The organism is Mesorhizobium sp. B2-5-3 (assembly GCF_006441005.1).
GTDB lineage: Bacteria > Pseudomonadota > Alphaproteobacteria > Rhizobiales > Rhizobiaceae > Mesorhizobium.
This window is the reverse complement of sequence record NZ_VFUS01000001.1, coordinates 479726-502304: the sequence shown is the minus strand read 5'-3', so window position 1 is coordinate 502304 and position 22579 is coordinate 479726. Positions and strand designations below refer to the sequence as shown.

Here is a 22579-nt window from a genome sequence, read left to right as displayed (position 1 = left end):
TCTGCCCCATTTCACATTGCGTCGCGAGACGCTACTTAAAGTTGCATGTAATTGCAATACGCACGCAGGACTACGTTCTGGCGCCCGCCGGCACCGGTCCCCACTGGTTCTCCCGGGCCTGGGTCGGGATGAGCGCGAAGACCAGGATGATCAGGCTGCCGATGGTGGGGATCAGGATCACCAGGAAAAGCCAGCCGGTCAGGCCGATATCATGCAGGCGACGCACGGTCATGCCGAGGCCAGGCAGAAAGGTCGCAAGTAGGAAAAGGCCGAACAGGCCAATCGTCACCGCCGGCATTTCAGCGTCGTCGAGATTGCCCATAGCGGCATCGGCGAAAATGCCGATGCCGGTCACTGCCAGCAGTGCGACGAACCAGAACAGGCAATAGGCCCAGTATTCCTTGCGGCGGGCGCGGCCGGTGAAGTTGAAATAATTCTCGGTGATGCCGCGCCAGAAATAGCCCCACAGGCCGGGCTCGGCCGGCCCGGTGCTGGCGGCCCGGCCAAAATGCCGCGGCTGTGCGATTTGAGCAGCGGAAGAGACGGACGCACCGGCTCGCGCATCGGCGGCGGCGGCCACGCCGGTTGGAGGCGCGGATTGGGCGCCGGCCGGGAAGATGTCGCGCGCCTGGCCGCCGCCGGGCTGGAATTCAACGGCCGTGCCTCGGGCAATTGCGATTTCGCGGCGCAGATCCTCACGCGCGAACGTATAGCGCTCGCCATCCGCCCCGGTGATGAAGCCGAAGCCCTGAGCCTCGTCATAGTGAAGAACTTCGCCGCGCATGCCCCGATCCCCCGAACGCCCGACCAGACTGTTCAAAGTTCCGGCGGATCGCAAGGGGCGGGCATGAAAATGCGACGGCTGGCCCGACAGCATCGTGACGATATGGCCGGGAGATATCAGCTCGGCCGCTTCTTCGCCTTCTTGTGTTTCGGCGGTCCGGCGTTGTCGAATTTCGGCTTGCCCGGCTTTTTCGCCCAGGGCTTCGCGTCCGATGCGGCGGGGCGCTGGTCGCCAGCCGGCGCGCGCTTCTCGAATTTGCGCTTCGGCGCGTTCGGGTCGAACGGCGCCTTGCCGCGATGCGGTTTCTTGTCCGGACCTGGCGGCTGGTAGCCGGCGCGCGACAGGTCCGGCATGCCGTCCAGCCGTTTCACCACGATGTTACCCTGCAATTTGCGGTTGGGACCAACGGCGGCGAGGAAACGGTCGGCCCAGTCGGCGGCGATCTGCACGAAGGTCTCTTCCGGCTGCATCTTGATGGCGCCGATCTCGCGCTTGGTGATGCTGCCGGTGCGGCACAGCATCGGAATCAGCCAGCGTGGCTCGGCATTCTGCCGGCGCCCGACCGACAGCGAAAACCAGACGCTGGCGCCGAAATCGTCGCGGCGGCTGGGCGCCTCGTCGCGGCGCGCGAAGTTTTCGCCCGCCGGTCTTTCACGCGACGGCGTGAACGGCGCGACGTCCATCAGATCCTCTGGCGCCGAGCGGCTCGAGCGGCACAGCCGCACGAAGGCGGCCGTCACCTGCTCGGCGCCGTGCTTGGCGAGAAGCGCGTCGATGAAGCCGCGTTCGTCGTCCTTCACCGGTTCATCGAAGGCGGGATCGGCAAGGATGCGCTCGTCGTCGCGGCGGATCACGTCGTCGGCGGATGGCGGACTTGCCCATGTCGCGGTCAGCTTTGCGCTCGCCAGCAGGCGTTCGGTTCGCCTGCGGGCGCTGTTGGGCACGATCAGCGCGCTGACGCCCTTGCGACCCGCGCGTCCGGTGCGGCCGCTTCGGTGCAGCAGCGTTTCCGGGTTGGTCGGCAGGTCGGCATGGATGACCAGCTCCAGATTGGGCAGGTCGATGCCGCGCGCCGCGACGTCGGTGGCGATGCAGACCTTGGCGCGGCCATCGCGCATCGCCTGCAGCGCGTGGCTGCGTTCGTTCTGGCTGAGCTCGCCCGAGAGCGCGACGACTGAAAAATTGCGGTTGTTGAAGCGTGCGGTGAGATGGTTGACGGCGGCACGGGTGTTGCAGAACACCAGCGCGTTTTTCGCCTCGTAGAAACGCAGCACATTGATGATGGCGTTCTCGCGATCGGCCTGGGCGACGCTGAGCGCCCGGTATTCGATGTCGAGATGCTGCTTCTCCTCGCCGGCGGCCGAGATGCGCACGGCGTCACGTTGATAGCCCTGGGCGAGGGTTGCGATGGAGCGCGGCACGGTGGCCGAAAACATCAGCGTGCGGCGCTCGGCGGGGGCGGCGTCGAGGATGAATTCCAGGTCCTCGCGAAAACCGAGATCGAGCATCTCGTCGGCTTCGTCCAGCACCACCGCCTTCAGCGCCGACATGTCGAGCGAGTTTCGCGTGATGTGGTCGCGCAGCCGCCCGGGCGTGCCGACGACGATATGGGCGCCGCGCTCCAGCGCGCGCCGTTCGGTGCGCATGTCCATGCCGCCGACGCAGGAGGCGACCGTGGCGCCGGTCAGCTCGTAGAGCCATTCCAGTTCGCGCGTCACCTGCAGCGCCAGCTCGCGCGTCGGCGCCACCGCCAGCGCCAGCGGGGCCGCGGCATGGGCAAAGCGGTCGGCGCCGCCGAGGAGCGTCGGCGCCATGGCAAGGCCGAAGGCCACCGTCTTGCCGGAACCGGTCTGCGCCGACACCAGCGCGTCGGCCTGGCCAAGCTCCAGGACCGCCTTCTGCACCGGCGTCAGTTCGGCATAGCCGCGTTTTTCCAGCGCCTTTGCCAGCGCAGGAACAAGTGCTTCGAAGTTGGACATCTCGCTCTTTCGGAATTCAGGGCTTGCGCTCATCATGGAGCACATACAGGGCTGGCGCAGCGCCAGCCAGACGATCTCGCCCGTTCGTACTTGCTGGCGCCGCTCTTGTACAGGGCAGGCGGCACCGCCTTCCCTTCTCCCGCAAGGAGGGAAGGAAGAAACACCACTGATTGACTCCTGCCGCAAACCGCGTAAAAGCCCGCTTCGAACGGGATCGTTTTTCGATGCGCGGCCTTTTGATGGCTCTTCTTGCATTCGATGCCCCCAGCCGCGATGAGCATCATTGCGCCGGGCGTTTCGGCGCGTCCCCCCGTTCCAGCAAAGTAACGGCCAAAACCACCACCAAAACGGTGTGATTTCCCTTGGCCTGACCACCCTCTCCCGGGTTCGGCCCGGGGGACGGAACCCGCACCTGGCCGGCGGGTTTTCTCCAACAACCAAGCGGAGAGGGATAGGAGATCTTTATGAGTTTCAAGGTTGCGGTAGTTGGCGCCACGGGCAATGTGGGCCGCGAAATGCTCAACATACTGGAAGAGCGCGGTTTTCCGGTCAGCGAAGTGGTGGCGCTTGCCTCGCGCCGCAGCCAGGGCACGGAAGTGTCGTTCGGCGACCGCACGCTGAAGGTCCGCGCACTCGACACCTACGACTTTTCCGACACCGACATCTGCATCATGTCGGCCGGCGGCAATGTCTCGAAGGAATGGTCACCCAAGATCGGCAAGCAGGGCTGCGTCGTCATCGACAATTCCTCGGCCTTCCGCTACGACGCCGACGTGCCGCTGATCGTCCCGGAAGTGAACCCGGATGCGATCTCGCTGTTCACCCGCAAGAACATCATCGCCAACCCGAACTGCTCGACGGCGCAGCTCGTCGTGGCGCTGAAGCCGCTGCATGACGCGGCCACCATCAAGCGCATCGTCGTGGCCACCTACCAGTCGGTGTCGGGCGCCGGCAAGGAAGGCATGGACGAGCTGTTCACGCAGACCCGCGCCGTGTTCGTCGCCGACCAGGTCGACGTCAAGAAGTTCACCAAGCGCATCGCCTTCAACGTGATCCCGCATATCGACGTTTTCCTCGATGACGGCTTCACCAAGGAAGAGTGGAAGATGGTCGCCGAGACCAAGAAGATGCTCGATCCCAAGATCAAGCTGACGGCGACCTGCGTGCGCGTGCCGGTGTTCATCGGCCATTCGGAAGCGGTCAACATCGAGTTCGAGAACCCGATCACCGCCGACGAGGCGCGCGACATCCTGCGCGAGGCGCCGGGCTGCCAGGTCTTGGACAAGCGCGAGGACGGCGGCTACATCACGCCGCTGGAATCGGCCGGCGAGGACGCCACCTTCATCTCGCGCATCCGCGAGGATTCGACCATCGACAACGGCCTGTCGATGTGGATCGTTTCCGACAATCTGCGCAAGGGCGCCGCCCTCAACGCAGTGCAGATCGCCGAACTGCTGGTCGAGCGCGGCCTGATCCAGCCGAAGAAGAAGGCAGCCTGACGGCTGTTTGGCTTTCGCTCGCGGGCCGCACCGCCGCTGCCGCGGCTGGCCCTCCGCGAGGGCGCCGGACGACCGGCGGCCCGCAGTCGCGGGCTCGGCCTTCGGCCGTTAGCTCACCTTCCCCCCGTCCTTATATGGGGAGAAGGTGCCGGCAGGCGGATGAGGGGGGCGCCGGCCTATGTCCGATTTTCCGCCGCCAGTTCCCGCAGCAACCTCATCGCTTCCTCGGCCCGGTCGACCGGCACGAACAGATGGTCATGATAGAAGGCGGAGACGGGATTGACGCCCATGCCGGCGGCGGCGAGGCGTGCGGTGATGGCGGCGAGGAAGCCGACGGCTTCCAGCGACGAATGGATGTTCAGCGTTATCATGCGGCAGCGGAAAACGGCTTCCAGCCCGGCTGCCTGCGCCTCGTCTTCGGGCAGGATCAATGTCGTGCCTTCGCATTCGCGAAACAGCATGACCGCTTCGAGTCCTTCCGGAACCGATACACCCGCCGGCAGCGTGGCGAAGACATGGATGCCGGCAATCAATTGCGGCATCATCGACGCCAGCAATGTCTTCAGATCTGTCTCTCCGGCCATCTCGCCTGCTCTTGTCTGACGGGCCACGCCCGCCAGCTTTTCATATACGCGACCGAAGCGGGCCGATAGCCACGCCGGCGCGCTGCACGGACAACCCGGCGAGAGAACTGCGCTGCGGCGTGAGAGCATCAACGATTTCATATGCTTGCCGGAGATCGGCATGGCCTTGGCAGGCGCGGCGAAGCGCCGGCCTTCAATGTCTAGGGATCAAATCGGCCGCCTGGGAGTTAGGAACATGGCGGCGAGGACGGCGATCCCCGTGAGAGAGGAACGACAATGAAGAAAATCATGACCATTCTGGTGCTGACGGCAGCGCTTGGCGCCTGTTCGCAGACGGAAAAAGGCGCGGCCGTCGGCGGCCTGGGCGGAGCAGCGGTCGGCGCGGCGGTGGCGGGCGATCCCGTCCAGGGCGCCGTGGTCGGCGGCGCGGTCGGTGCCGTGGCCGGCGCGCTGATCGGGCGGGCCAGCGAACCGGGCCGCTGCCGTTATCGCGACAGCCGCGGCCATGTCTATGTCGATCGTTGCCCGAGCGGCTATTGAGCGGCAGCATCCGCCCAATGAATTCGAAAATAGAAAACGGCGGGCTAAGGGCCCGCCGTTTCGAAAAAGCCGATCGGTGATCGATTACTCGGCCGTGGCGGGCTCCGCGTCGGCCGGCGCGGCCGCAGCCGCCGCGACGGCGGCAGCGGCGTCGTCCTGCGCCTTCTTCAGAAGCGCGGCGCGCTCCTGCGCCTTCTTGCCGGGCTCGGCCTTCTTCGGATTGGAACGGGCGTCGCGCTTGGCGAGGCCGGCCTCATCGAGGAAGCGCAGCACGCGGTCGGTCGGCTGGGCGCCGTGCGACAGCCAGTGCTTGACGCGCTCTGCGTCAACCTTGACGCGCTCGCCGTCCTTCGGCAGCAGCGGGTTCCACGAGCCGAGCGACTCGATGAAACGGCCGTCGCGCGGCGAGCGCGCGTCGGCGACGACGACGTGGTAGTAGGGACGCTTCTTCGAGCCAGCGCGGGCCAGTCTGATCTTCAGTGCCATTTCTTATCTCCTAAAAGCTCTGATTTCGTTGGTAGGGTTGCGGCTAAATCCTTGTCTTCAGCCGGTTTTCGTCACGCCGTTGGCAGCGGCGATCTGTTCGTGGTGGCGGATCACTTCGCGGACGACGAAATTGAGGAATTTCTCCGCGAAATCCGGGTCGAGATGCGCATCGTCCGCCAGCTGGCGAAGACGGGCGATCTGCTGCTGTTCGCGCGCCGGGTCAGCCGGCGGCAAGCCATGCTCGGCCTTGAGCAGGCCGACCGCCTTGGTGCAGCGGAAGCGCTCGGCCAGCATGTGGATGAGGGCGGCATCAATGTTGTCGATCGAAGCACGGTAGCCGGCCAGGATGGTGCGGGCGTCCGCCATGTCCTTTTCCTCGTTCATCGCGTCCTCACTTCTTCTTGCCGGGGCCAGGCAGACCACCGCCGCCGAGACCGGGAAGTCCGGGAAGCTTCATGCCGCCGGGCAAGCCGGGCAGGCCACCGCCGCCGGGAAGGCCGCTGGGCAGGCCCTTCATGCCGGCGGCCTGCGCCTGCTTCTGCAAGGCTTCGAGCTGCTTGGGATCCATCTTGGAGAGGTCAGGCATGCCGCCCATGCCACCGGGCATCATGCCGCCGAGGCCCATCTTGGAGGCGAGCCCGCCCATCATGCCGCGCATCAGGCCGCCGCCTTTGCCCTTGCCGCCCATCGCCTTCATCATGTCGGCCATGCCGCGATGCATCTTCAAGAGCTTGTTGATCTCGGCCGCGTCGGTGCCGGAGCCGGCGGCGATGCGCTTCTTGCGCGAGTGCTTGAGAATGTCGGGGTTGGCGCGCTCGGCCTTGGTCATCGAAGAGATGATGGCGAGCTGGCGGCCGAACATCTTGTCGTCGAGACCGGCGGCGGCCATCTGGTCCTTCATCTTGCCCATGCCGGGCATCATGCCCATGATGCCGCCCATGCCGCCCATTTTCGACATCTGCTGAAGCTGCTGGGCGAGGTCGTTCAGGTCGAACTTGCCCGACTGCATCTTTTTGGCCATCGCCGCCGCCTGCTCGGCGTCGATGTTCTCGGCGGCTTTTTCGACAAGCGAAACGATGTCGCCCATGCCGAGAATGCGGTCGGCGATGCGCTTGGGATGAAATTCCTCCAGCCCGTCCATCTTCTCGCCGGTGCCGATCAGCTTGATCGGCTTGCCGGTGACGGCGCGCATCGAGAGCGCGGCGCCGCCACGGCCGTCGCCGTCCATGCGGGTCAGTACCAGCCCGGTGATGCCGACGCGCTCGTCGAAGCTCTTGGCGAGGTTGACGGCGTCCTGGCCGGTCAAGGAGTCGGCGACCAGCAGGATCTCGTGCGGGCCGGACACCTTCTTGATGTCGGCCATCTCGACCATCAGCGGCTCGTCGATATGGGTGCGGCCGGCAGTGTCGAGGATGACCACATCGTGACCGCCGAGCCTGGCCGCCTGCACGGCGCGCTTGGCGATATCGACCGGGTTCTGGCCGGCGACGACAGGCAGCGTCGCCACCTTGACCTGCTCGCCGAGCTGGCGCAACTGCTCCTGCGCGGCGGGGCGCCGCGTGTCGAGCGAGGCCATCAGGACCTTCTTGTTCTGACGCTCGGTGAGCCGCTTGGCGATCTTGGCCGAGGTCGTCGTCTTGCCGGAACCCTGCAGGCCGACCATCATGACGACGACAGGCGCCGGTGCGTTGAGGTCGACGGCGACGCCTTCGGCGCCGAGCATGTCGACCAGCTCGTCATGCACGATCTTGACGACCATCTGGCCGGGCTTGATCGACTTCAGCACCGCCGCGCCGACCGCCTTCTCGCGCACCTTGTCGGTGAAGGAGCGCACCACTTCCAGCGCCACGTCGGCCTCGAGCAGCGCACGGCGCACCTCGCGGAGCGCCGCCGAGACATCCGCCTCCGACAGCGCGCCGCGGCCGGTCAGGCCGTTCAGGATGGAGCCAAGGCGCTCCTGAAGTGATTCAAACATTCTGTTTCCTTTTCCCTGGCAACCGGATGGTGCCCGAGAGGTAATGCGTTCGCGCCAAGTGTCCAAGTCTCGTGGCAAGCAAAAGCCAAAACCAAAAAGCACCCGGGGGCGCACAGCGCTGCCGGGTGTTGGCCTCCAGGATCTGTTTACAGCACTTGGCCTCAAAGAGGCTTCGGCGTCCTGGTCGGCTTGCTCGGAGGGATACTCGTCGCGGAATTCGGGGCTGTAGACAGGAAAACGGCCGCGGAGTCAAGACAAGGACCGTTCCGCCGGTCTCCCCGCGCAGCAATCAAGTCGCCTTCGTTGCGTCTGCAGGTTCGGCCGAGACGCTCAGCGGCGAGCGCGGATGCAAAAGCAGCAGGGCCGTCAGCAGGCTGCAGGCGATGCCAATCATGGCGATGAGGACCGCGTCCGACGTCGCCCAGCCCGGCCCTTCGAGTGGTCTGGCGGTAAACAAGGCGAAGGAATTGTAGCTCTCCTGATGCGAGATCAGCAGGAAGCCGGTCAGATTGTTGCCGAGATGGGCGCCGAGGGCCGCGCCGAGATTGCCGGTGGCATAGACGACGAGCGTCAGAAGCAGTGCAAAAGCGGCGATCGAGACCAGCACGCAGGCGTTGATGGCGGCCGAGGCGTTCGCGCTCCAGTGCAGCGAGGTGAACAGCAGGCCCGGCAGCAGCGCCCAGACGAACGGGCTCCTGAACCGGTAGGCAAGACCGCGCAGCAGGTAACCTCGGAACAGCACCTCTTCCGATGACGTCTGCAGAAAAGTGAGCGCCAGGATCGGGATCAGGAACAGCAGCCAGGACGACAGGGCGATCGAGCCGCGCGCGATCTCGGGCTGCATCAGGTAGAGCAGGACCTCGGACACGAGCGACGTGACCAACACCGCGACCAGTCCCTTGATGAAACCCGAGCGCGAAATGCGACGGCTGTTGCCGAGGAGCGCCGACAGCTTCTCGCCATGCACCCAGCGCATGGCGATCCACAAGCCGATCCAGATGCCGGCGAAAGACGCGAGCGCGGTGAGAATGCCGATTGGCGACGCAAGGAAACCCTGCATGCCGCCGGCGGGCGCAGCCGCGCCTTGCGCTGTCCGCCAGGCGAAAAAGGCATAGGTGCCGCCCAGCAGCACGACCCCCGTCGACGCGGCCCAGAACAGGACGACGATCCCGGTCCCGAGAAGCAGGCGCGGCAGGGTCGTCTTTTCGTTGGCTGTGTTTCGATAGTGCTCGAAGGCGGCAGGGTCCGATATCACGCTCTCTCGCAAGCTGGTGCTTCGCGTCGCATGATCTATGGGATCGGGCGGTTCTGCGCAATCATTCCTATTCGATACGCCCCGCCAGCCTTCGGCGCATTCGCGCCGCCCTCGCCTGCCTGCCGGCAGGCGAAAGGCATGCTCCGATGATTAACCCCGTGTCCTATCCGCCTCAGCGGACCACATAGACGATGCGCCGCGTCTGCGGGTCGATCAGCGCCGGCTGGCCGTTCACATAGACGTAGCGGTAGTCGTAATCGGGGATCTCGCGCAGTTCGACACTCTCGGGCAAAACGGCCCCGGTGACCACCTCGCCCTCAAGATAGACAGGGTCGACGCGATGCGTGTCGACATAGGTCCTGACTTCGGCGGGAGGCTGCGGGATGGCGTCCTCGACCGGCTCGCCGGCGATGATCGAGCCGGTGTAGTCGGTGGAATAGCCCTCGGGCGGCGACACGACGGCGACGCTGGAGCCGAGCGGACGTCGCGTCAACACGACCCGGTTGCCGCCGAAATCAGCCGTCACATAGTCCGAATAGACCCAGCCCTGGCCACCGGCTTCGGCGATGGTGCACCATTTGCTGTTTTCGATACAGCCATTGAGCGTCGCCGACTGGCCGGCGGCGAGCACGCCGATGACAGGATATTGCGGGCCCGGGCCAGCGCGGACATTGAGATCGGTGATTGCGGAGACGGGGGTGTCGGCCATGGCGGCGCTCGAGAAGAGCGTGAGCATTCCGGCGACCGCGGGAAACAATACGGATTTCATGGTTTCTCTCCGTTTCATGGTCCCTCGGCAGCGAAAACGGGAGAGCGGCGCATGCGTTCCAGCTAAAATGTTGAAGCCAACTCACGATTTGTTCCCGTTTCTTGCGGCAGGCCGGTCAGAAGGTCGTGAACGAAGGCCAGTTTGCGCGCCGCGACATCCGAGATGACGAAGGGGTAGAGGTCGGGCAGACCCATGCAGCGATTGATGGAATTGGAGGCTTCCGACAGCACCAGCCAGCGCGACAGGATCTTTTCGAACGGTTCGGGAGCGGGTGTCGGTTCGGACGGCGCTGGTTGTAGCATGCCCCCGGTATCGCCTTGGGGCAATTCGTTGGCTTCCACCGTCTCCAGCCGGCCGAGCGGGAAGTTCAGCGCATGGACCATTTCCAGCGTGTCGGTGATGTGCAGGTGGTGGGCCCAGCTTTCGGCCCAGTCCTCCCAGGGATGGGAGGTGGCGTAGGACGAGATGTGGCGTTGCTGCCAGTCGGGTGGGGCACCATTGGCATAGTGGTTCTTCAATGCCTGCTCGTAGCCGGTGCGCTCGTCGCCGAACAGCGCGCGGAAGGCGTCAAGCCTTTGCGGATTGTCGCGGATCAGCCGGTCCCAGTAGTAGTGGCCGAGCTCGTGGCGGAAATGGCCGAGCAAGGTGCGATAGTTCTCGCCCATCTCAACGCGCCGCCTTTCGCGCTCGGCGGAGTCGGCTTCGGCGACGTTGAGGGTGATCAGGCCATTGTCGTGGCCGGTCAGGATGCGCTCGCCGCCCGGGCCGCCGCCGATCGGATCGGCAAGGAAGTCGAAGGCAAGGCCGGCCTCGTCGGCGGGGTTCTGCTTGGGCGTCACCGGCAGTCCGAAAGCCAGCAGCGAATAGACCGCGCGCTTCTTCGCGGCCTCGACCCGTATCCAGCGGCGGCGGTTGCCGTCGACGGAGAGGTCCGGGATCAGCTGGTTGAGCGCGCAGGCGCGGCAGAAGGGCTGTCCCGGCTCGGCCATCCAGTTGCAGGCGCATTCGTCGGCGTTGGCGCATGGGGAGCCGCCGTCGGCACCGGACAGGGCAAAGCAGGCGCGCTGCGGATCATAGAGCACGGCACTGGAGCAGTTCAGGCACCGGGCGTTCTCGAAATAGAGACGATGGCCGCAATGAGGACAGTCGAAGAGTTTCATCTCGGTCTCGGACCAGGGAACAGGGGAAGGCGCGTCGTGCAAAACGCCGGCCGACAGACGTCGTTCCCGACTGTGACGTCATTGAGCAACATGGCGCAAGGATCGTCAGGCCATGGGTGGTTCTTGCCACAATATTTGCTTGATCGTAGGCAAATTCCCTTCCATTGGCCAGCTTGCGCGCGCGACAGTGACAAGTGCGCGTTTCACTGGCAAATTCCGGCCGGGACGTGATTCAGGCAACCAGGAGAGAACAACATGGCATTTCTTGCCAAGGGTAAGATGTTTGCAGCGGCCACTGTGGTGGCGATGCTTGCGCTGGCGACGGGCGCGCAGGCGGCGGCCAGCTGTGGCAAGACCGGAGCCGGCTTCGATGCCTGGAAGCAGGACTTCGCAGCGGAGGCTAGGGCCGAGGGCGTGGGTTCGAGAGGACTGGCGGCCCTGGCCGGCGCGACCTACGCGACCAGGACCATTTCCGCGGACCGCGCCATCCACAAGGCTTTCAGCGGCTCGGTGGAAGCCTTCATGAAGCGCCGCGGCGGGGCGGCGATCATTTCCAGGGGCCGGGCGCTGAAGAAATCGAATGCGGCGCTGTTCGACAAGATCGAACGGACCTACGGCGTCTCGCCGGGCGTGCTGCTTGCCATCTGGGGCATGGAGACGGGCTTCGGCGCCTCTATGGGTAACCAGAACACGGTGTCCGCCATTTTGACGCTTGCCTATGACTGCCGCCGTCCGGATTACTTTCAGCCGCATGCCATTGCGGCGCTGAAGCTGGTCGATCGCGGAACGTTGACTGCCTCGTCGGTCGGGGCCATGCATGGCGAGATCGGCCACACGCAGTTCCTGCCCGGAAATGTCCTGAAATATGGAGTGGGCAGCGGAAACCTGCGCGACAAGAGCACCGCGCTGGCTTCCACGGCCAACTTCCTCAAGGCGCATGGTTGGCAGGCCGGCGCGAGCGCTCAGGCGAATATGGGTGCAATTGCCGGCTGGAACTCGGCGAGTGTCTATCAACAGGCCATCGCCCGTATCGCCACCGCAATCGATGGCGAGTGATCGTTAGGGCAGTTCACCGTTTCACGGAAACGGCGAACCGGTCTATGTCTTTGCTTTTTTGCGTAATTCCCAAGGGAAAGCGCTACGCGCTTTCCCGGGAAAACCGTACACGCTTTTCCTGGAATTGCTTTTCAGCAGAAAGCCCGGCCGCGTTGCCGGGTTTCCTGTTCGCTGACCGGTAGAGCGGTCAGTCCCGGCGGTTGCGCGCCGCCAAGGTCCGCAGCCTCAGCGCATTGAGGCGGATGAAGCCGGCGGCGTCCTTCTGGTCGTAGGCGCCGCGGTCGTCCTCGAAGGTCACCAGCGCGTCGGAATAGAGCGTCTTCTTCGACTTGCGGCCGGTAACGATGACATTGCCCTTGTAGAGCTTCAGACGCACCGTACCTTCGACATCCTCCTGGCTCTTGTCGATCATCGTCTGCAGCATCAGCCGCTCGGGCGCGAACCAGAAGCCGTTGTAGATGAGTTCGGCGTAGCGCGGCATGAACTCGTCCTTGAGGTGGGCAGCTCCCCTGTCGAGCGTGATCGATTCGATGGCTCGGTGGGCAGCGATAAGGATGGTGCCGCCGGGGGTCTCGTAGACGCCGCGCGACTTCATGCCGACGAAGCGGTTCTCGACGAGGTCGAGCCGGCCGATGCCGTTGTCGCGGCCGAGATCGTTGAGGGCGGCGAGCATGGTTGCCGGCGACAGCTTCTTGCCGTCGAGCGCGACCGGATCGCCCTTCAGGAACTCGATCTCGATCTCGGTGACCTTGTCCGGCGCGTCCATGGGCGAGACGGTGCGCTGATGGACGAATTCCGGCGGCTCGCTCCACGGGTCCTCAAGCACCTTGCCCTCGGAAGAGGAATGCAGGAGATTGGCGTCGACCGAGAACGGCGCGTCACCCTTCTTGTCCTTCGGCACCGGAATCTGGTGCTGCTCGGCGAAGTTGATGAGGTCGGTGCGCGACTTGAACGACCAGTCGCGCCAGGGCGCGATGACCTTGATATCGGGATTGAGCGCATAGGCCGAAAGCTCGAAGCGCACCTGGTCATTGCCCTTGCCGGTGGCGCCGTGGGCGATCGCGTCGGCGCCGGTCTCCTTTGCGATCTCGACGAGGTGTTTCGAGATCAGCGGCCGGGCGATCGAGGTGCCGAGCAGATAGGTCCCTTCGTAGACGGCGTTGGCGCGGAACATCGGGAAGACGAAGTCGGCAACGAATTCCTCGCGCACGTCGACGATGCGGATGTCCTTGATGCCCATCATCTCGGCCTTGCGGCGCGCCGGCTCCAATTCGCCGCCCTGGCCGAGGTCGGCGGTGAAGGTGACGACCTCGGCGCCGAGCTCGGTCTGCAGCCATTTCAGGATAATGGATGTGTCGAGGCCGCCGGAATAGGCGAGCACGACCTTCTTGACGTCTTTTGTTTTCGACATTTGCTGTTTCCGCGACAAGAGTTCTCGGCCGGCGAGGTATCACGCCGTTTCCGGTCACTGCAAGGGATGAACGGGGCAAGGCGCGGAGAAACAGGCATCCGGGACAGCTGGATCATTCTTTCCGTCGCACAGCCGCTGGCAACGGCAGTAGCCATTCGTTATAGCAGCGTCTTTAGAGCCAACGGACTGCCCATGTCCTTCATTCCCAACACCGCAACGCTGATCCAGTTCGCCATCGCCACGTTCATCCTGGCGATCACGCCCGGACCGGACATGACGCTGTTCGTCTCGCGCACACTGAGCCAGGGCCGCGCCGCCGGCTTCGCCTCGATGGCGGGGGCGCTGTGCGGCACGCTGATCCACACCACCTTGGTGGTGGTCGGTGTCTCGGCGCTGATCGTCGCCTCGCCGATGGCCTTCTTCGTGCTGAAGATCTTCGGCGCCGGCTATCTCGTCTTCCTGGCCTGGCAGGCGATCACCAAGGGTTCGGCCTTCTCGCCGGAGAAGAAGACGGGCCCGCAAATCTCGCTGTTCCGGAGCTGGATGGTGGGGCTGGGCGTCAACCTGCTCAACCCGAAGATCATCCTGTTCTTCATGACCTTCCTGCCGCAATTCGTCTCCGCGCATGATCCGCACGCGCCGGGAAAGCTGTTCTTCCTCGGCGCCATGTTCGTGGTGCTCTCGACCCCGGTGACGACCCCGATGGTGCTGGCGGCGGAGAAATTCTCGGCGGCGATGAAGGCCAGCCCGCGCGTGACGCGGGTGGTCGACTATCTCTTCGCCGGCGTGTTTTCCGCGTTCGCGCTCAAAATCCTGACTGCCCAGGCGAAGTAGGATTTTGCTGTTCGCTGCTGATCTCTTCCGAACCGGAGGTCAGCAAAGCTCCCTGCTTACGCGGGCGCTCGGTTCGAGGTCAGGGTTCGGCTTTCCACCAGCTTCCGGCCCAGCGCCCGGCGCTGAGCCAATAGAAAATGCCCCCGACCATGCCGCCGCCGATGACGGCGGCCATGGCGCGCGGCTCGGTGACGGCGAATGGCGTATCGCCCATCTGGTCGGCGAAGCCGAGGAAGACGGCGGCGACGATCGCACCGGCCAGCGCATAGAACAGCCAATCGCGCCGGCCGAGAATCTCGGCGATCAGAATCACGAGGGCCGCCGGCATGAAGGCGAAATAGGCGGCAAACAGCGCGACGAAGGGGATCGAGAAATAGAGCGAGGCGGTCGCCGCCGGCTCCGCATGCGCCGGCGTGTAGCCGAGGGAGGCCAGGAACAGGACATTGAGGAACGCGCTGGCCGCCAGCGCGGCGACGGCATAGCCGAACAGGATGACGGCAAGGCGCACGATATAGGCGACGAGACGGGTCATTGCGAATCCCGGCGTAAGGGATGGCCGGACTTGCGCCCGGCCAGAAACCAGTAGACCGAACCGGCGGCAATGCCGGCGGTGGCCAGGAAGCCGAGAAAGCCCGGGTTGAAAACAAACCCTCCGGCCGAGCCCGGGACAAGAACCCCGAATGCGATGGACGTGATCGCGCCCGTGGCCGCGAAGTAGAACCACCCCCGAAGCGACAAGCGTTCGGCCATGAAGATCGCGGGGCCGACGATCAACAACGCGCAGACCGCCACTGTCACTACCGCGAGCGGGAAGGAAACCAGCCAGTCGAATGCGAAAACGATGGACCAGTTGCCATATTCGAGCCCTTCCAGAAGAGCGATCAGCAGCACAGGCACCAGGATCGAGGTCAGCACGGCGGCGATATAGCCGACTGCTATGAAGACGAAGCGCTTGAGCCCGGCGACGAGACGCCTCACGCCTCGCCGTGCCCCGCGATCATCATGGCTTCCAGCGCCAGCCGGTCGACTTTGCGCATGCGCTCCGATTCCGATTTGAGCTGGCCGCAGGCGGCGAGGATGTCGCGGCCGCGCGGCGTGCGGATCGGCGAGGCATAGCCGGCGTTATTTATGTAGTCGGCGAATTTCTCGATCGTCTCCCAGTCCGAGCACTGGTAGTTGGTGCCGGGCCAGGGGTTGAACGGGATCAGGTTGATCTTGGCCGGAATGCCCCTGAGCAGCTTGACCAGCGCCTTGGCGTCGTCGAGGGAATCGTTGACGTCCTTCAGCATCACATATTCGAAGGTGATGCGCCTGGCGTTCGACAGGCCGGGATAGGCGCGGCAGGCGGCGATCAGCTCCTTGAGCGGATATTTCTTGTTGATCGGCACCAGAAGGTCGCGCAGATCGTCATTGGTGGCGTGCAGCGAGATGGCGAGCATGACGCCGATCTCCTCGCCGGTGCGGAAAATCTCCGGCACCACGCCTGAGGTCGACAGCGTGATGCGGCGCTTCGACAGCGAAAGGCCGTCGCCGTCGGAAGCGATCAGCAGCGCCTTCTTGACCGCCTCGAAATTGTAGAGCGGCTCGCCCATACCCATCATGACGATGTTGGACACTTTGCGGCCCTCGGCCGGCACGATGGCGCCGTCGGGCGTGTCGCGGTCGGGGAAATCGCCGAGCCGGTCGCGCGCGGTGAGCAACTGGGCGAGGATTTCCTCGGCCGTCAGGTTGCGCACCAGCTTCTGCGTGCCCGTGTGGCAGAAGGAGCAGGTCAGCGTGCAGCCGACCTGCGAGGAGATGCAGAGCGTGCCGCGGCCTTCCTCGGGGATGTAGACAGTCTCGATCTCGACCGGGCGACCGGCGCCGCGCGGCGGGAAGCGGAACAGCCATTTGCGCGTGCCGTCGGCGGAGACCTGCTCCTCGACGATCTCGGGCCGCGCCACGGTGAAATGCCTGTCGAGTTCGGCGCGCAGATCCTTGGAGATGTTGAACATGCCGGCGAAATCGGAGACGCCGCGCACATACATCCAGTGCCAGAGCTGCTGTGCACGCATTTTTGCCTGGCGCTCCGGCACGATGCCGGACGCGATGAGCGCCTCGCCCAGTTCGGCGCGCGTCAGGCCGATCAGCGACGGCTTTTCCGGCTGTATCGCGCGGGCACGCAACGCGTCACGGGCGCCTTCGGCGGTGAGGTCGAATGAAAGGGTCATGGTTGCACTGATATAAGCGGTTTGCGGCCGATTTCATCCATCGGCCTGATATGAAGCGCGGCCCATAGCACAGCTTGGCCGCGGAGTCATGCGATGGCGAGGCGATCCGTGCGCCGACCGATTGACAGATGCACCGGCCGGTCAGACCTGCGGTCCGTGCTTTTCGACTAAAAACGGATCACTTGATCGTGTTGAAGTAACGGTTCTCACCGCGCGTTCGAACCCTGAATGGGGCAACCATGCCCCGACAAATGGGAGTATGCACGATGAACTCTATCAAGCTCGCCGTCATTGCCAGCTTCGTCGGCCTTTCCGCCTCGCAGGCATTTGCCGAAGACGCGATGGGCACAATGACAATGATGAAGGCAGGGCAAGTCACGGCAATCATGCCGGACGGGCATATGGGCACCATGACGCCGGACGCGAAAATGAGTGCCGAGATGATGAAGATGGCAAAGCCGATCAAGCACTGCATGATGATGATGACCGACGCCAAGGGCAAAGCCTTCATGATCGACACGTCGACCAAGAAGGCTCAGGCGGAATGTGAAAAAATGGCCATGTGAGGCCTGCCGTCGATCGATATTCCCGCCGGCCCGAAGGTCGGCGGGAGCCCATCCGAGCCTTGTTCCCGCAGACCGCTCAGCACACGCAGGTCGAGATATCCACCTGTCGGTGTTGAGGGTGTCTCATGATCAATGCGGAAACGACGATCATTGCGCCGAACCGGCATAACTCATGGTTCCTTGTTCATGGTGCCAAACCGCAGCCATGGACTTTTGCTCCACGTCCGTCTTCCATTTCACGTCTGATGCGAACGCTTGATCGAGGCCATGCCTGTGTTAGGGCTGGGGCTCCGTCGAGAGGACAGACATGGCCGGTACAGTGCGAAAATACCCCTTGCTGCGGCGTTCGCGCGCGATGTGGGGCTCTCGCCGGGTGTGGCAGCCGCGGCTGGTGTTCTGGGCCGGCGCGATCTGCATCGGCGTGATCAGCGTGCTGTTCGCGGTGCTCGCCGACAAGGCGCAGGCGCTGTTCCATGCCATGACCGGCGATGACGGCGGCTGGCGTTTCTATCTGCCGCTGGCGATCACGCCGCTCGGCTTCGTGCTGTGTGCCTGGCTGGCGCAAGCCTTCTTCCCGGGCTCGCAAGGCAGCGGCATTCCGCAGGCGATCGCGGCGCGGCATCTGCGCGACGACGACGACCGTGGCCATATCCTGTCGCTGAAGCTGGTCGCGGGCAAGATCGCGCTCACCCTGGTCGGCCTGTTCTGCGGCGCTTCGATCGGCCGCGAGGGACCGACCGTGCAGGTCGGCGCGTCGTTGATGCTGCAGGCGGCACGCTGGGGCGGCATGGCGCAGGCGCGCGGCCTGATCCTGGCCGGCTCGGCCGCCGGCATCGCGGCCGCCTTCAACACGCCGCTGGCCGGCATCGTCTTCGCCATCGAGGAAATGGGCCGCACCTACGAAGCGCGGACCAACGGGCTGGTGCTGACGGCGGTGATACTGGCCGGCATCGCCTCGCTCGGCCTGCTTGGCAACTACACCTATTTCGGTGTCTCGAAGGAGACGATCTCGTTTGCCGCCGAGTGGCCGCTTGTGATTGCCTGCGGCGTCATCGGCGGCGGCCTCGGCGCGCTGTTCTCGCTCCTGGCGCTGAAGGCGACGCGCCGGATCCGGCGCTGGAACACGGGGCAGCCCTTGCGGCGCGTCCTGCTGGTCGCCGCCATCTGTGGGCTCGGCGTCGCGGCGATCGGCATCGCCTCGGGCGGCCTGACCTTCGGCACCGGCTACGCGCAGGCGCGCGGCGCCGTTGAAGGCACGCCGCTGCCCTGGTTCTTCTTCGCCGAGAAGTTCCTTGCCGGGCTGCTGTCGATGGTCTCGGGCATTCCGGGCGGCATCTTTGCGCCTTCGCTTTCGGTCGGCGCCGGCATCGGCAGCTCGCTCGGCCTCGTCTTCGGCGCCAGCACGGGTGCGGCCGCGTTGCTCGGCATGGCCGGCTATTTCGCCGGCGTCGTGCAGGCGCCGATGACGGCCTTCGTCATCATCATGGAGATGACCGGCAATCACGACAATGTCATCGCGCTGATGCTGGCCTCGATGCTGGGCTACGGCACGGCGCGCATGATCTCGCGCGAGCCGCTCTATCACGCGCTGTCGCGCGTCTTCATCGCGGAAGCCATCCGCAGGCGCAGGGCGGCGGAGGCGGCGCCGGAACCGGGTCCTGCGTGAAAAACAAAGGCCGGGCCCAGCGGTCCGGCCTCTCTGTTCAAAGCGAAATTTCGACTATTTGCAGTTGGCGATCGACGACAGCGCCGCCGAGATGCCTTTCAGCGAGAAGACGTAGGAGGTGGTGTTGCCGCGGCCGGACTTGGCCTGCACCTTCATGTCGGTGCCGGATTTCATGGCGGCGATCAGCACCGGCTCCTCGGCGGCGTTCTCGACCCAGGCCGACTTGCCGCGCGTGAACATCGAAAACGTCTTCTTGTCGATTGTGACGGTGGCCTTGGAGTTTTCCTGGAAAGTGTAGCCGGCGATGAATTGCGGCTCGTAGGATACCTGCTGGCCGGGCCGCTGGCTGACGAAGAAGAACATGTCGCCATGGTCGAGCGTCGGCGGCTGCTTGTCGGTCGGCACGGTGAGGACATAGCAGACCTTGCCGCCCGATGCCTGGTAGCTGTAGGTGCCCCAGGCATTGTGCTGGCCGATCTTGGTCGCCTGCTGCGCCATCGCCGGCGCTGCGAAGGCCACCAGGACCAGGCTCGAAACTGTAGCAATCAATCCGCGCATCGTTTTTCCCGTATTCGAAATGGTGCGGAGGCGGGCCGCGTGGCGTCCTGCCGTCGCTTCATTTTGATTTAATCTGGGTTACCAAACGGTGAATTACCTCTGAGAAAAGGACGCTCACCCCAGGAAACCGCCGCCGTCTTCGCGCCGCCGCCTTTCAAGCGGCTGGCGCGATGTCCCTTCGGCGACTTGGAGGGCATGAAAGCGGCAAGAGTTTGACTTTTCCACAAGCCCTCTGAACGCTGGTGTCCAGAGCGCGGAGGCCGGTTCCAGGGCTCAGCCCCTGTCCGATATGGCGTCCTTGGCGGCCTGCCGGTGCGCCGGCGTGATATGGGCGCTGACGGCGGTGATCGCGGCGGTGAGCACGGCGATATCGTCGGTGAAGCCGAGGCCGAGGACGAAGTCGGGGACCATATCCACCGGCAGGACGAAATAACCGAGTGCCGCCACCAGGATGCCTTTTGCGCGCAGCGGCGTGTTCTTGTCCATGGCGCAGTAATAGGCCGCGACGACATCTTCCATGAACGGGATCTGCCGCGCAGCCTTCTTGGCCGTGCGCCAGAATTTCTCGCGCACCTCGCCCTCACCGCCCAGCCTGTCGCCAAAGCCGAAGAAATCAAAACCGGATTTTTGCGCCATCAATTTCTCCTTGCGGGCTCATGCGCTTGCCTGCGCATGGCCGCGGGGCAAAATGTGGTGAAACCCGACGCTTGCTGCAAGAGCTTGGGAGATCGCTGGCCTGAAAATCGGGATCAGTCTTTACCGTGCTGTCCTGCGGATCAGGTGATGCCGGCCTAGCGGACACTCCGCTGGCAGTCGTCCTCCCTTGGAGTTCGGCGGCAAACGCCCCTCCCGTCGTCATTCTAGGGCGAAGCAAGGAGCGAAGCGACGCGGCGCAGACCCTAGAATCCATGCCGCGACTCAAGAGCGACGCAGCGGTGCTGAATTCTGCTCGACTACACCCCTTAGTCAACGTCGCGGCATGGATCCTCGGGTCTGCGCGTCCGCTTCGCTCCCGCTCCGCCCGTGGATGACGAAGCCGGGGTTGCCGCACCTATGGATTACCCTAGCCAACAAAGCGGTTCATTTTCTTCGCCAACTCGATGTCGAGCGCCGTGATGCCGCCGGCATCGTGCGTGTTCAGCGTCACGTCGACGGTTTTGTAGACATTCGACCAGTCGGGATGGTGGTCCATCTTCTCGGCAGCAAGCGCGACGCGGGTCATAAAGGCGAAGGCTTCGGAGAAATTCCTGAAGGTGAACGTCCGTTTGATGGAAGCGCCATCCGCAGCCAGCGACCAGCCTTCGAGGTCTGTCAGCGCCGCGATGATGGCTTCCTTGCCAAGTTTCTCTCTCGTCATGTCCGGTTCCTGTGCTATTTCGAAGATGACTTTCACCATAGCGCCGGATCGATGAGCACGAAGCCCATAAAATCCATTCTGTTCGTCTGCCTGGGCAACATCTGCCGCTCGCCGCTGGCGGAAGGCGTGCTTCGTTCCGTGCTGACGGAACGTGGACTGGGCCGGGACATAGTGCTCGATTCGGCCGCAACCAGCGACTGGGAGGTGGGCTCCGCCCCCGATTGGCGTTCGATCGCCATCGCGTCGCGCCACGGCATCGACATATCGGAACTGCGGGCACGCAAGATCACGCCCGAGGATTTCTCGCGTTTCGACCTGATCTTCGGCATGGACAGGTCGAACGTCGCCGACCTGAAGACGCTGGCGCCTGCCGCCGTGCGCGACCGGATCCACCTGTTCCTGGAATTTGCGCAGGGAGAGGCGCGCGACGTGCCGGATCCCTATCACCATGGCGAGGAAGCCTTCGCCGAGGTCTACCGCATGATCCGCGAAGCGTCGGAGGCGCTGGCGACGCGGCTTGCCGCGCGCGTATCGGCGCCCGACAGCGGCCAGGCTTCCTCGACGATGTAGGGGCCGCCGCCGACCGAATCGCGCGACGACATCAAGACGAACCGGCTGATGCGGAACGGCAATGTCGAAAAATTGCCGCGCGCCGAAAGATATTGGGCGACGTCCAGCGGGCTCGAATTGCGCAGGCGGGCCAGTGTGACATGCGGCATGAACTTGCGCGGATCGGCCGGAATGCCGAGCCGCTGGCAGATGCGCTCGATTTCAGCCTGAAGCGCCGAGAGATCCGGCGAGGCAGAGACCCCGGCCCATACGGCATGGGGTTTCCTCTGGCCGAAAGCGCCGACGCCCGCCAGCGTCAGCGGGAAGGAGGGGCGGTGGACGCGGTCGAGCGCGTTGGCGATCTCGTCGGCGACATGGCCTTCGACATCGCCGATGAAGCGCAGCGTCAGATGATAGTTCTCGACGTCGATCCAGCGGGCCCCGGGCAGGCCGCCCCTGAGCAGGGACAGCGAAAGGGCGGCGTCACGCGGAATTTCGAGGGCGGTGAAAAGACGCGGCATGAAGAGCCTCCCTTCCTCGAATCGAACTGTGCCCCCAGCGAATCATCGATAATCAAGCGGGGCAAGAGGTTTGTTGGTCACAGGTCTCGTCAAAAAGATTTCCCCAACGGAAAGGGCCTATCCCGTCTTACGATCCTCCCGGCACCGCCGCGATGGCCTTCTCGACCGCAGGCAGGATGCGCTCGACCATCTGGGCGACCCCCTTGGCGTTCGGATGCAAGCCATCCTCAAGCTGCAGGGCGGACTGGCCGGCTACGCCGTCGAGAAAGAACGGGTACAAGGTAACGCCGTATTTTGCAGCCAGTTCCGGGAAGATGGCGTCGAAGGCGTTCTGATAGTCGGCGCCGAGATTGGGCGCTGCGCGCATGCCGGCCAGCAGAACGGCGACCTTGCGCTCTTTCAACTTGGCCAGCATCGTATCCAGGTTCTTGCGGGTGATGTCGGGCGAAACGCCGCGCAGCATGTCGTTGGCGCCGAGTTCGAGGATGACAAGCTGCGTGCCGTCCGGCACCGACCAGTCGAGCCGCGCCAGCCCGCCGCTGGAGGTGTCGCCGGAAACGCCGGCATTGGCGACGGTTACATCCCTGCCCCTGGCGCGCAGCGCCGCCTGCAGCCTGTCGGTAAAACCCTCGTCGGGTCCGAGGCCGTAGCCGGCCATCAGGCTGTCACCGAAACCGACGATCTTGAAAGGCTCGGCGCGTGCCGACGAAATGGCGCCGCAAATGGCGAGGAAAACGATCAGGCCTGCGGCAATTCTGCGTTGGAAAGACATGCGGCAGGTCCCATATGACAGAGAATTCTTCCGGCGACGGCCCGGCAG

Annotated in this window: 25 protein-coding genes; 7 read left to right on the top strand and 18 right to left on the bottom strand. The window is 64.4% G+C overall.

The genetic code is table 11. The features are described from left to right. Positions 1–70: 70 nt before the first annotated feature. On the bottom strand, positions 71–784 hold the full coding sequence (locus tag FJ867_RS02615; protein WP_140816456.1) for a DUF805 domain-containing protein: 714 nt from the start codon (positions 782–784) through the stop codon (positions 71–73). A gap of 116 nt (positions 785–900) precedes the next feature. Then, positions 901–2763, bottom strand: coding sequence for a DEAD/DEAH box helicase (locus tag FJ867_RS02610; protein WP_140816454.1), 1863 nt, complete (start codon positions 2761–2763; stop codon positions 901–903). Between the two features lie 464 nt (positions 2764–3227). Here FJ867_RS02610 and FJ867_RS02600 point away from each other — a divergent pair, with 464 nt between their 5' ends. After that, a complete protein-coding gene (locus FJ867_RS02600; protein ID WP_140492147.1) occupies positions 3228–4262 on the top strand; it encodes an aspartate-semialdehyde dehydrogenase in 1035 nt (344 codons plus the stop codon). Between the two features lie 176 nt (positions 4263–4438). On the opposite strand, the gene FJ867_RS02595 is transcribed toward FJ867_RS02600, so the two are convergent. Next, on the bottom strand, positions 4439–4846 hold the full coding sequence (locus FJ867_RS02595; protein WP_140524566.1) for an ACT domain-containing protein: 408 nt from the start codon (positions 4844–4846) through the stop codon (positions 4439–4441). A gap of 276 nt (positions 4847–5122) precedes the next feature. Here FJ867_RS02595 and FJ867_RS02590 point away from each other — a divergent pair, with 276 nt between their 5' ends. Further along, positions 5123–5386, top strand: coding sequence for a glycine zipper domain-containing protein (locus tag FJ867_RS02590; protein WP_140492153.1), 264 nt, complete (start codon positions 5123–5125; stop codon positions 5384–5386). 84 nt (positions 5387–5470) lie between these two features. On the opposite strand, the gene rpsP is transcribed toward FJ867_RS02590, so the two are convergent. From rpsP to FJ867_RS02560, 6 genes are all read right to left on the bottom strand, one after another. Then, complete coding sequence (rpsP, locus tag FJ867_RS02585) at positions 5471–5872, bottom strand: 30S ribosomal protein S16 (RefSeq protein WP_140628282.1); 402 nt, start codon at positions 5870–5872, stop codon at positions 5471–5473. Between the two features lie 57 nt (positions 5873–5929). Then, positions 5930–6256 carry a chorismate mutase gene (locus tag FJ867_RS02580; RefSeq protein ID WP_140492160.1) on the bottom strand — a complete coding sequence of 109 codons (327 nt, stop codon included), beginning with the start codon at positions 6254–6256 and terminating at the stop codon, positions 5930–5932. 7 nt (positions 6257–6263) lie between these two features. After that, positions 6264–7847: a signal recognition particle protein gene (gene ffh / locus FJ867_RS02575; protein WP_140816452.1), complete on the bottom strand. Its 1584-nt coding sequence runs from the start codon at positions 7845–7847 to the stop codon at positions 6264–6266. 289 nt (positions 7848–8136) lie between these two features. Further along, complete coding sequence (locus FJ867_RS02570; RefSeq protein ID WP_140628279.1) at positions 8137–9102, bottom strand: type II CAAX endopeptidase family protein; 966 nt, start codon at positions 9100–9102, stop codon at positions 8137–8139. 172 nt (positions 9103–9274) lie between these two features. Further along, positions 9275–9871 carry a DUF1236 domain-containing protein gene (locus FJ867_RS02565; protein ID WP_140816450.1) on the bottom strand — a complete coding sequence of 199 codons (597 nt, stop codon included), beginning with the start codon at positions 9869–9871 and terminating at the stop codon, positions 9275–9277. Between the two features lie 62 nt (positions 9872–9933). Beyond that, complete coding sequence (locus FJ867_RS02560) at positions 9934–11031, bottom strand: putative zinc-binding metallopeptidase (protein WP_140524572.1); 1098 nt, start codon at positions 11029–11031, stop codon at positions 9934–9936. Positions 11032–11286: 255 nt separating this feature from the next. Between FJ867_RS02560 and FJ867_RS02555 the strand changes: the two genes are divergently transcribed. Beyond that, the gene (locus FJ867_RS02555; RefSeq protein ID WP_140492175.1) at positions 11287–12087 is read left to right on the top strand and encodes a lytic transglycosylase domain-containing protein; all 801 of its coding nucleotides are present in this window, start codon (positions 11287–11289) and stop codon (positions 12085–12087) included. Positions 12088–12274: 187 nt separating this feature from the next. Here the strand turns inward: FJ867_RS02555 and FJ867_RS02550 are convergent, their stop codons facing one another. Next, positions 12275–13498, bottom strand: a complete 1224-nt coding sequence (locus FJ867_RS02550; RefSeq protein WP_140492178.1) for an argininosuccinate synthase — start codon at positions 13496–13498, stop codon at positions 12275–12277. Between the two features lie 192 nt (positions 13499–13690). Here FJ867_RS02550 and FJ867_RS02545 point away from each other — a divergent pair, with 192 nt between their 5' ends. Next, on the top strand, positions 13691–14332 hold the full coding sequence (locus FJ867_RS02545) for a LysE family translocator (RefSeq protein WP_140728696.1): 642 nt from the start codon (positions 13691–13693) through the stop codon (positions 14330–14332). A 79-nt stretch (positions 14333–14411) separates the two neighbouring features. Here the strand turns inward: FJ867_RS02545 and FJ867_RS02540 are convergent, their stop codons facing one another. From FJ867_RS02540 to rlmN, 3 genes are read right to left on the bottom strand one after another with little or no spacing between them, the layout of a single operon-like run. Continuing rightward, the gene (locus tag FJ867_RS02540) at positions 14412–14864 is read right to left on the bottom strand and encodes a hypothetical protein (protein WP_140492184.1); all 453 of its coding nucleotides are present in this window, start codon (positions 14862–14864) and stop codon (positions 14412–14414) included. After that, positions 14861–15310 carry a hypothetical protein gene (locus FJ867_RS02535; RefSeq protein ID WP_140685371.1) on the bottom strand — a complete coding sequence of 150 codons (450 nt, stop codon included), beginning with the start codon at positions 15308–15310 and terminating at the stop codon, positions 14861–14863. Before FJ867_RS02535 ends, FJ867_RS02540 begins: the two co-directional genes overlap by 4 nt. Continuing rightward, on the bottom strand, positions 15307–16542 hold the full coding sequence (rlmN, locus tag FJ867_RS02530) for a 23S rRNA (adenine(2503)-C(2))-methyltransferase RlmN (RefSeq protein WP_140685372.1): 1236 nt from the start codon (positions 16540–16542) through the stop codon (positions 15307–15309). The genes FJ867_RS02535 and rlmN overlap by 4 nt, the downstream gene beginning before the upstream one ends. A gap of 266 nt (positions 16543–16808) precedes the next feature. On the opposite strand from rlmN, the gene FJ867_RS02525 reads away from it, so the two are divergent. Both FJ867_RS02525 and FJ867_RS02520 read left to right on the top strand, forming a co-directional pair. Then, complete coding sequence (locus FJ867_RS02525; protein WP_140554786.1) at positions 16809–17108, top strand: hypothetical protein; 300 nt, start codon at positions 16809–16811, stop codon at positions 17106–17108. Positions 17109–17415: 307 nt separating this feature from the next. Beyond that, the gene (locus tag FJ867_RS02520) at positions 17416–18774 is read left to right on the top strand and encodes a chloride channel protein (protein WP_140559218.1); all 1359 of its coding nucleotides are present in this window, start codon (positions 17416–17418) and stop codon (positions 18772–18774) included. Between the two features lie 54 nt (positions 18775–18828). Here FJ867_RS02520 and FJ867_RS02515 read toward each other — a convergent pair whose 3' ends face one another. The 3 genes from FJ867_RS02515 to FJ867_RS02505 form a co-directional block, all read right to left on the bottom strand. After that, a complete protein-coding gene (locus FJ867_RS02515; protein WP_140492199.1) occupies positions 18829–19332 on the bottom strand; it encodes an invasion associated locus B family protein in 504 nt (167 codons plus the stop codon). A 273-nt stretch (positions 19333–19605) separates the two neighbouring features. Further along, positions 19606–19968, bottom strand: coding sequence for a YkvA family protein (locus FJ867_RS02510; protein WP_140550608.1), 363 nt, complete (start codon positions 19966–19968; stop codon positions 19606–19608). Between the two features lie 427 nt (positions 19969–20395). Further along, on the bottom strand, positions 20396–20689 hold the full coding sequence (locus FJ867_RS02505; RefSeq protein ID WP_140559219.1) for a 4a-hydroxytetrahydrobiopterin dehydratase: 294 nt from the start codon (positions 20687–20689) through the stop codon (positions 20396–20398). Between the two features lie 51 nt (positions 20690–20740). Here FJ867_RS02505 and FJ867_RS02500 point away from each other — a divergent pair, with 51 nt between their 5' ends. Then, on the top strand, positions 20741–21259 hold the full coding sequence (locus FJ867_RS02500) for a low molecular weight protein-tyrosine-phosphatase (protein WP_140559220.1): 519 nt from the start codon (positions 20741–20743) through the stop codon (positions 21257–21259). Here the strand turns inward: FJ867_RS02500 and thpR are convergent. Both thpR and FJ867_RS02490 read right to left on the bottom strand, forming a co-directional pair. Then, positions 21163–21759 carry an RNA 2',3'-cyclic phosphodiesterase gene (thpR, locus tag FJ867_RS02495; protein ID WP_140559221.1) on the bottom strand — a complete coding sequence of 199 codons (597 nt, stop codon included), beginning with the start codon at positions 21757–21759 and terminating at the stop codon, positions 21163–21165. The genes FJ867_RS02500 and thpR overlap by 97 nt on opposite strands. Before the next feature lie 127 nt (positions 21760–21886). Continuing rightward, complete coding sequence (locus FJ867_RS02490) at positions 21887–22531, bottom strand: arylesterase (RefSeq protein ID WP_140728691.1); 645 nt, start codon at positions 22529–22531, stop codon at positions 21887–21889. Positions 22532–22579 lie beyond the last annotated feature (48 nt).

What these genes read in the sequence shown, in the direction of transcription:
- FJ867_RS02615 (WP_140816456.1), bottom strand. Translation starts at nt 784, where the DNA reads ATGCGCGGCGAAGTTCTTCACTATGACGAGGCTCAGGGCTTCGGCTTC.
- FJ867_RS02610 (WP_140816454.1), bottom strand. Translation starts at nt 2,763, where the DNA reads ATGTCCAACTTCGAAGCACTTGTTCCTGCGCTGGCAAAGGCGCTGGAA.
- FJ867_RS02600 (WP_140492147.1), top strand. Translation starts at nt 3,228, where the DNA reads ATGAGTTTCAAGGTTGCGGTAGTTGGCGCCACGGGCAATGTGGGCCGC.
- FJ867_RS02595 (WP_140524566.1), bottom strand. Translation starts at nt 4,846, where the DNA reads ATGGCCGGAGAGACAGATCTGAAGACATTGCTGGCGTCGATGATGCCG.
- FJ867_RS02590 (WP_140492153.1), top strand. Translation starts at nt 5,123, where the DNA reads ATGAAGAAAATCATGACCATTCTGGTGCTGACGGCAGCGCTTGGCGCC.
- rpsP (WP_140628282.1), bottom strand. Translation starts at nt 5,872, where the DNA reads ATGGCACTGAAGATCAGACTGGCCCGCGCTGGCTCGAAGAAGCGTCCC.
- FJ867_RS02580 (WP_140492160.1), bottom strand. Translation starts at nt 6,256, where the DNA reads ATGAACGAGGAAAAGGACATGGCGGACGCCCGCACCATCCTGGCCGGC.
- ffh (WP_140816452.1), bottom strand. Translation starts at nt 7,847, where the DNA reads ATGTTTGAATCACTTCAGGAGCGCCTTGGCTCCATCCTGAACGGCCTG.
- FJ867_RS02565 (WP_140816450.1), bottom strand. Translation starts at nt 9,871, where the DNA reads ATGAAATCCGTATTGTTTCCCGCGGTCGCCGGAATGCTCACGCTCTTC.
- FJ867_RS02560 (WP_140524572.1), bottom strand. Translation starts at nt 11,031, where the DNA reads ATGAAACTCTTCGACTGTCCTCATTGCGGCCATCGTCTCTATTTCGAG.
- FJ867_RS02555 (WP_140492175.1), top strand. Translation starts at nt 11,287, where the DNA reads ATGGCATTTCTTGCCAAGGGTAAGATGTTTGCAGCGGCCACTGTGGTG.
- FJ867_RS02550 (WP_140492178.1), bottom strand. Translation starts at nt 13,498, where the DNA reads ATGTCGAAAACAAAAGACGTCAAGAAGGTCGTGCTCGCCTATTCCGGC.
- FJ867_RS02545 (WP_140728696.1), top strand. Translation starts at nt 13,691, where the DNA reads ATGTCCTTCATTCCCAACACCGCAACGCTGATCCAGTTCGCCATCGCC.
- FJ867_RS02540 (WP_140492184.1), bottom strand. Translation starts at nt 14,864, where the DNA reads ATGACCCGTCTCGTCGCCTATATCGTGCGCCTTGCCGTCATCCTGTTC.
- rlmN (WP_140685372.1), bottom strand. Translation starts at nt 16,542, where the DNA reads ATGACCCTTTCATTCGACCTCACCGCCGAAGGCGCCCGTGACGCGTTG.
- FJ867_RS02525 (WP_140554786.1), top strand. Translation starts at nt 16,809, where the DNA reads ATGAACTCTATCAAGCTCGCCGTCATTGCCAGCTTCGTCGGCCTTTCC.
- FJ867_RS02520 (WP_140559218.1), top strand. Translation starts at nt 17,416, where the DNA reads ATGGCCGGTACAGTGCGAAAATACCCCTTGCTGCGGCGTTCGCGCGCG.
- FJ867_RS02515 (WP_140492199.1), bottom strand. Translation starts at nt 19,332, where the DNA reads ATGCGCGGATTGATTGCTACAGTTTCGAGCCTGGTCCTGGTGGCCTTC.
- FJ867_RS02510 (WP_140550608.1), bottom strand. Translation starts at nt 19,968, where the DNA reads ATGGCGCAAAAATCCGGTTTTGATTTCTTCGGCTTTGGCGACAGGCTG.
- FJ867_RS02505 (WP_140559219.1), bottom strand. Translation starts at nt 20,689, where the DNA reads ATGACGAGAGAGAAACTTGGCAAGGAAGCCATCATCGCGGCGCTGACA.
- FJ867_RS02500 (WP_140559220.1), top strand. Translation starts at nt 20,741, where the DNA reads ATGAGCACGAAGCCCATAAAATCCATTCTGTTCGTCTGCCTGGGCAAC.
- thpR (WP_140559221.1), bottom strand. Translation starts at nt 21,759, where the DNA reads ATGCCGCGTCTTTTCACCGCCCTCGAAATTCCGCGTGACGCCGCCCTT.
- FJ867_RS02490 (WP_140728691.1), bottom strand. Translation starts at nt 22,531, where the DNA reads ATGTCTTTCCAACGCAGAATTGCCGCAGGCCTGATCGTTTTCCTCGCC.